The sequence below is a fragment of the Deltaproteobacteria bacterium genome (assembly GCA_022340465.1).
Classification (GTDB): Bacteria; Desulfobacterota; Desulfobacteria; order Desulfobacterales; family B30-G6; genus JAJDNW01.
In genome coordinates, this window is sequence record JAJDNW010000076.1 from 1 (window position 1) to 6,434 (window position 6,434).

7 protein-coding genes are annotated in these 6,434 nt (G+C 56.0%); 1 reads left to right on the forward strand and 6 read right to left on the reverse strand.

Annotation, left to right across the window (positions count from 1 at the left end):
• Nucleotides 1-200: 200 nt before the first annotated feature.
• From LJE94_11970 to LJE94_11995, 6 genes are all read right to left on the reverse strand, one after another.
• Nucleotides 201-557: a hypothetical protein gene (locus tag LJE94_11970; protein ID MCG6910826.1), complete on the reverse strand. Its 357-nt coding sequence runs from the start codon at nucleotides 555-557 to the stop codon at nucleotides 201-203.
• 146 nt (nucleotides 558-703) lie between these two features.
• Complete coding sequence (locus LJE94_11975) at nucleotides 704-1,543, reverse strand: SMP-30/gluconolactonase/LRE family protein (protein MCG6910827.1); 840 nt, start codon at nucleotides 1,541-1,543, stop codon at nucleotides 704-706.
• A 73-nt stretch (nucleotides 1,544-1,616) separates the two neighbouring features.
• On the reverse strand, nucleotides 1,617-1,871 hold the full coding sequence (locus LJE94_11980) for a zinc ribbon domain-containing protein (GenBank protein ID MCG6910828.1): 255 nt from the start codon (nucleotides 1,869-1,871) through the stop codon (nucleotides 1,617-1,619).
• Nucleotides 1,872-1,911: 40 nt separating this feature from the next.
• Nucleotides 1,912-2,343 carry an iron-sulfur cluster assembly scaffold protein gene (locus LJE94_11985; GenBank protein ID MCG6910829.1) on the reverse strand — a complete coding sequence of 144 codons (432 nt, stop codon included), beginning with the start codon at nucleotides 2,341-2,343 and terminating at the stop codon, nucleotides 1,912-1,914.
• Nucleotides 2,344-2,402: 59 nt separating this feature from the next.
• Nucleotides 2,403-2,786: a diguanylate cyclase gene (locus LJE94_11990; GenBank protein ID MCG6910830.1), complete on the reverse strand. Its 384-nt coding sequence runs from the start codon at nucleotides 2,784-2,786 to the stop codon at nucleotides 2,403-2,405.
• Between the two features lie 91 nt (nucleotides 2,787-2,877).
• Entirely contained in the window at nucleotides 2,878-3,831 is a 954-nt protein-coding gene (locus LJE94_11995; GenBank protein MCG6910831.1) for an MBL fold metallo-hydrolase, read from the reverse strand.
• A 420-nt stretch (nucleotides 3,832-4,251) separates the two neighbouring features.
• Between LJE94_11995 and dnaK the strand changes: the two genes are divergently transcribed.
• A complete protein-coding gene (gene dnaK / locus LJE94_12000) occupies nucleotides 4,252-6,153 on the forward strand; it encodes a molecular chaperone DnaK (protein MCG6910832.1) in 1,902 nt (633 codons plus the stop codon).
• The last annotated feature ends 281 nt before the right edge of the window (nucleotides 6,154-6,434 follow it).

Consider the following 6,434-nt stretch of genomic DNA (forward strand, 5'->3'; position numbering starts at 1 on the left):
GGGGTCGTGATGGTCCGGTTCCTGCTTGAACCGAGATAGCGAGCGCATTCCCTGCAGCTTGCTGCAGGGTAAGCGAGCGAATCATAGAAGATTCCCCTTACGCTTGCTGCGGGGAGTGTTCAAATCGTTTATTTTTTAAAAAAAGATGGGAATCGGTCCGGCCTCGGTGTTACGGTGACAGACAAGCCGGCACGGGCGTGCTATTGGGATTCGCCAGGGATCAGAATAGACAGGCCCACCAGGTAGTGGCCCTTGAATTTTCCCTGTTCGCTTTTCGTGATGTGGCTGATTTCCGTTTCAAACTCCTCCGTGGATCCTATCGCATCGGACAGGTAGTACTGCATCTTGATGACATCCCCAACGGTGAGATATTTCACCACCGAAGAATCTTCACCCACCAAAATGCACATCCCCTTGGAAGAAACATCCCAAATCTTGAACTGATAGTAATAGCCAAGGTCTTTGACGGCGAACTGCACACTGTAATACTTTTCAGGTGGTTTGCGTTCTTCCGACCGTCTGTCTCTCAAAGGTTGATTTTCATCGCTGTCGTTCACTGTGCCCACTCTTTTTGGAGTTATCTCTGGAGTTTCCTGTTATCATAAATTGAATAAATTGGCAATGCATCTCTAATGCCGCATGTACGCACGCATTGCCGGAGAGTGGATTGTCGACAAATCGGCCCAGCCCGCACCGGGCGTTCTCAGGGAAGGCCGGCACCGGGTGTCTCGACCGCAACGACTTCTATGCGCGCGTCGGCCTTCTTCATGGGGTCGAAATGTCCGGCCGTCAAAACAAACAGCGTCCGCCGGTCGTCGCCCCCCAGCATGCATGCATAGGCGTTGGATTCGACCGCCACGCGGTGGGTGATATCGCCGCCTTCCGTCACCCTCAGGGCCCCGGCGTGGCCAACCGGTGATGCCGTCCATACGCCTCCCTCCGCATCCAGGCAGATGCCGTCCGGGTAATATTCGTCCAGGCGCGCCCATATCCGTCTGTTTGACAGAGAGCCGTCTGCCTGGATGTCGAATGCGGTCAGGCGGTGCCCGTATGTCTCCGCGACGATCAGTGTGTTTCCTTCGGGGGATATCACCATGCCGTTGGGAAAAAGAAGGTCCTCGGCAACAACGGAGGCCTTCCCATCCGGGGACACCATGACGATCTCCGCGGGGGTCAAATCCTGAGGGCGGCCCGGCTCAAAGCCGAAATTGCCGATGTAGGCACGCCCGCTGTTGTCCACCACCATATCGTTGCAATGGTACGTCGCCAGATCGAAAAGGTCGGCCACCAGCGCAAGCCCCTTCTCATCCAACCGAAGCAGACGCCTGTCCGTCATCGATACGACCAGCAGGCGTCCATCCGGCAGCCAGCCCAGGCCCGAAGGGCTTCCGGGTACGGATACGATGGTTTCGAGGTTGCCGTCATGATCCACGGTCATGACCCGGCGGGCGTGCATGTCGGAAAACCACAATCTGCCGTCATGCCACCGGGGCCCTTCAGGAAACAACAGCCCATCTGCCAGAATGCTTGTCCGGAGTTCGATCACTTTTCTCCCCTTGTTGTGTCGCTTCGTATCGAAAGATGCGGGTGACAGCCGCTATGGCTGTCGAACGCCTCTAAAAAGAGCCCCTGCCGCAGCAGCTGCCGGGGCCGGCACAGGAGGCCTGATCGGGAGACGTTCCGCAGCAGGCGGTATCCCCCGGTCCGGGCATACGCGTCTTTGCCGGTCCGGACATGGAGGAGGGGGCCGAAAGAAGCTTTTTCAGGTTTTGACTGCCGCACGCCTTGCAGGACGGCCTGTCGGCGTTTCCCGCGACCAGTACTTCTAGCGTGGCGCCACAATCTCGACAAAGATACTCGTAGAGCGGCATGGTTATGGTCCTTGCTGGAAGAAAAGGGTTGTCAACAGGCTCAGTGGGACCCGTTGTTATATTCATCGATAGCCTTGTGCAGGGTTTTCACGGCCAATTGGATACAGTGATGCTTTTTCACCGGTATCTCTTCAAGCACCTTGAAGATGTCGCCGTCATCGATGCTGCGGGCAAATTCAAGGCTTTTCCCCTTGATCAGGTCCACGGCCGCCATGGCAGCCGATACGGCCCCGGCGCAACCAAGGACTTCATACTTGGCATCGTCAATGGTGCCGTTATTCATTTTTATGTAAACGCCCATGGTGTCGCCGCAGGTGCCCGTCATCTCGGATTTTACCTCTGCGTTCGGGATCGAACCCATATACGGCTTTTCAATATAGTACGTGATGGCTTGCTGCGAGTATCCTGCTTCGGCCAGCATCTTCCGGATGTTTTCGGTCTGGCTGTTTTCGATGGTTGTGTACTGGCTCATTTTACCCTTTCCCCGATTACGCGTGCAGTGGCAGCAGATGTTGCCGGTTTCCTTCCGCGTTAATGAACGCACTCCCCGATACCGTCTTGATGCCCCTGACAGGTATGGTCTTTGCTGAATTCAGGCAGTTTTCCATCGTTGACCAGCACCAGGTTGTCCAGAACGGTGCCCTCCACGGCCCGGTAGGCCTTGATCCCCGCATTCAACAGTTTGCGCAACGCGCCCCCGCCGATGCCGCCAACGACGACGGCATCCACTTCCGTGTTGCCCAGAGCGACCAGGGGCTGGCAGTTGCCGTGCGTATGTTCGAGGTTCCGATTGTCTATGGTACGGGATAGTTCCGCGTCGGTATCCACAATGACGAAATATGGCGCGGAGCCGAAATGGTTGTGCACCCGGCTCTGCCTGTCATTTTTTTCCTGTGTCGGGAAAGCGATTTTCATTGGCTTGCTCCTTTGCCACGATGTTGTTTTGCAATGGGCCTGCATGCAGGCCCATTTGACCACGCAAAACTAAACATCAATGGGAAAGGTGTCAAGCCGCAAAAGTGAGCTTTGTACCGGCCATGTTGAGGATGAACTGGCCGGCCATCTCCTTTTCTATGTAAATGGCCGCGTCCCTGCCGGTACAGTGGGTGGGCACGATGTAATCGGGGTCGAGGGATTTCAAATTGTCGGTCGTAGGTACGATCACGCTCTCGAAATCGGCCCCCGACAGGTGGAACCCGCCCATTACGGCGAAAACATCTTCGATACCGGTGACCTTCTGAGCGTGTCTGACCGTGTTCACGATGCCGGCGTGCGCACAACCCGACAGGACGACCAGGCCTTTTCCCTTTACGTTGAAGGCCAGGCCGGTGTCATCGTGAAACGGGTCTGACATTTCTTGACCATCGTGACGGCAGCACAGATTGGCCGCTCCTTTTTCAAAGTCCGTCACCCGTTCGATCTTTCCCAGAAACATCACCCGGTCGTCGAGCAGGGTGAGGGGGCCTTCGGACTCGATGACGTTCGCCCCGGCTTTTTCGGCTCTTTCCCGGGTGAAGGGCGGGAAATAAACCTTGAATTCCTCCGTTATTTTTAAGAAGCGCGGGTTGACGAACGACCAGGGGTGGAGCACCAGATCCAGCGGCTTTTTGCCGGTCATACCCACCAGCTTTTCGATGCCTCCGACATGGTCCAGGTGGCCGTGAGAAAGGGCTGAAATTTCCACCCGGGACAAATCGGCGTCCAGGGCTTCTGCGTTGCGTGCCGCCCCGTCTTCGGAAAAACCGAAATCAAACAGCATGCTTTTGGAGGTCTCCCCCCTGGTGACCGTCACCAGGGCCGAAAACCCATGCTCGGCCAGAATGCTGCTCTTGACCTCACCGTCTTTCAAGGCCATGCCCCGCTGAATCACCGCCGAGTTGTCACTAGCCACAATGTCGATGTAATTGTCCTGAAGCGTCAAAATTTCCACCCGGTCGATTTCCTGAAGTGTGTGTGCCATTTTTGCCCCCTTATGTTTGGAGTATATGCTCATTATTTCCTACGACATTTACCAGCCGGCGTCAACCTCAGAAGCCGGAGGCCAGGATTATTGTACACAGACTATTGGGTGCTGAGGTCTGAGTGCAGAAACGATCGCCAAAACGCCTATTGCGACCACTTGAAGCCTTGAATCCGCGGCCCCTTGGGCCCTTTTTCCCCACCTTGTCAAACGGATGCTTTCTCCGATCTGCTTCCCGCAATATTATATTACTTTATAGCCTAATAAATAAATAATAATATTTTTATTTCTGTTTTTATTGACAAGTTAATGTCCATGATTAGCTTTGGTAGCGTAAGGATAAGTGTTAAAACATATTGAAAAAAAACGGAGCATTGGTCCTTTTTTAAGGATCGCTGCCCCACTATCGGGAGGAACACAATGAACAAGATTATCGGAATCGATCTGGGAACAACCAATTCATGTCTCTCCATCATGGAAGGCGGAGAGGCAAAAATCATCAACAATCTGGAAGGAAACCGGACAACCCCCTCCATCGTGGCCATTTCGGACAAGGGAGAGCGCCTGGTGGGGCAAATCGCCAAACGACAGGCCGTCACCAACCCGGAAAACACCGTCTTCGGGGTAAAGCGTCTGATCGGCCGCCGGTTCGATGCCCCCGAGGTGCAGCGCGACGTCCGCAACCTGCCCTATCGCATCGAAAAAGCCCCCAACGGCGATGTACAAATCGGCATCAGGGGCAAGCACTACAGCCCGGCGGAAATATCCTCTTTCGTCCTGGCGGACCTCAAAAAGTCCGCCGAAGCGTATCTGGGCGAAAAAGTGTCGGATGCCGTCATAACGGTGCCCGCCTATTTCAGCGACAGCCAGCGGCAGGCCACCAAAGATGCCGGCAGGATTGCCGGTTTGAACGTACTCAGGATCATCAACGAACCCACGGCTGCGTCACTGGCCTACGGCATGGACAAAAAGTCCGAGGAAAAAATCGCCGTCTTCGACCTTGGCGGCGGAACCTTCGACATCTCCATCCTGGAGATCGGCGACGGCGTGTTCGAGGTAAAGGCCACCAACGGCGACACCCACCTGGGCGGCGAGGATTTCGACCTGCGTCTCATCGACTACATCGCCGATGAATTCAAGAAGGAACAGGGGATCGACCTGCGAAGGGACAACATGGCTCTGCAGCGGCTGAAGGAAGCCGCGGAAAAGGCAAAGATGGAGCTTTCCACTTCAATGGAAACCGATGTCAACCTGCCTTTTGTCACGGCGGATGCCGGCGGCCCCAAGCACCTCAACATCAGGATAACGCGGGCAAAACTGGAAGCACTGGTGGACGACCTGCTGGAACGGTTGGCGGGTCCCTGCCGCACGGCCATGCAGGACGCCGGCCTCTCCATGGGCGATGTGGATGAAATCATCATGGTCGGCGGGATGACCCGTATGCCGGCCGTTCAGAGCAAGGTCAGGGAAATCTTCGGCCGCGAGCCCAACAAGGGCGTCAATCCGGACGAAGTCGTGGCCCTGGGGGCCGCCATACAGGGAGCCGTCCTCAAGGGAGACGTGAAGGACGTGCTGCTTTTGGATGTCACCCCCTTGTCTCTGGGCATCGAAACCCTGGGCGGCGTCATGACCCAGCTGATCGAAAAAAACACCACCATACCGGCCAAGAAAAGCCAGGTCTTCACCACCGCCGAAGACAGTCAACCGGCAGTGACCGTCCACGTGCTGCAGGGAGAAAGGGAAATGGCCGCGGACAACAAGAGCCTGGGCCGTTTTGAATTGACGGGCATCGCCCCGGCCCCCCGCGGAACACCGCAAATAGAGGTCACGTTTGACATCGACGCCAACGGCATTGTCGACGTCTCCGCACGCGACCAGGCTACCGGCAGGGAGCAGTCCATCAGGATCACCGCCTCCTCGGGCCTGTCTCAGGATGAAATTGACCGCCTGGTGCGCGACGCCGAACTGCACGCCGATGAAGACCGGAATAAAAAGGAACTGGTAGATGCCAGGAACCAAGCCGAGGCCCTGATTTACAGTACCGAGAAATCAATGTCCGAAATGGGTCAAAACGTGGAGCCGGCAACGCGACTGGAGATAGAGGGACTCATCGGACAACTCAAAAGCGCGGTCGGCGGAGACAACACCGCCGAAATTCGCCGTATGACCGAGTCTCTGACCCAGGCCGCCCACAAACTGGCTGCGTCTGCCTACCAGGGAGCGGCCGGCGCCGGACATGCCGGGGAGGGCCCGGACGACCCCGGCCCATCGGCACAGAAAGAAGACGACGTGGTGGATGCCGAATACAGCGAAGTCGCCTGACGGCCACCTGCAGCGTGAAAACCAATCGGCCCTTTTTCCTTTAAAAGGGCCGATGCTTTTTTAAAATTAGGGTTTAAAGAGCCGAGGATCCCGGGGTCCGGGTGAAACAGAGATGAGCGTGTACCTGACAGGTCGCGACGCAACCGCATCCCATAAAAAATCGTTCTACAATTTTTATTGACTATTGAGGCGCCGATTCGTAAGAAGAGCCACCCCTGATGAACGCACAAGCGCCGCGGGGAACCGTGCAAAGCAAAAAAAACGGGGCAATACCATCGACG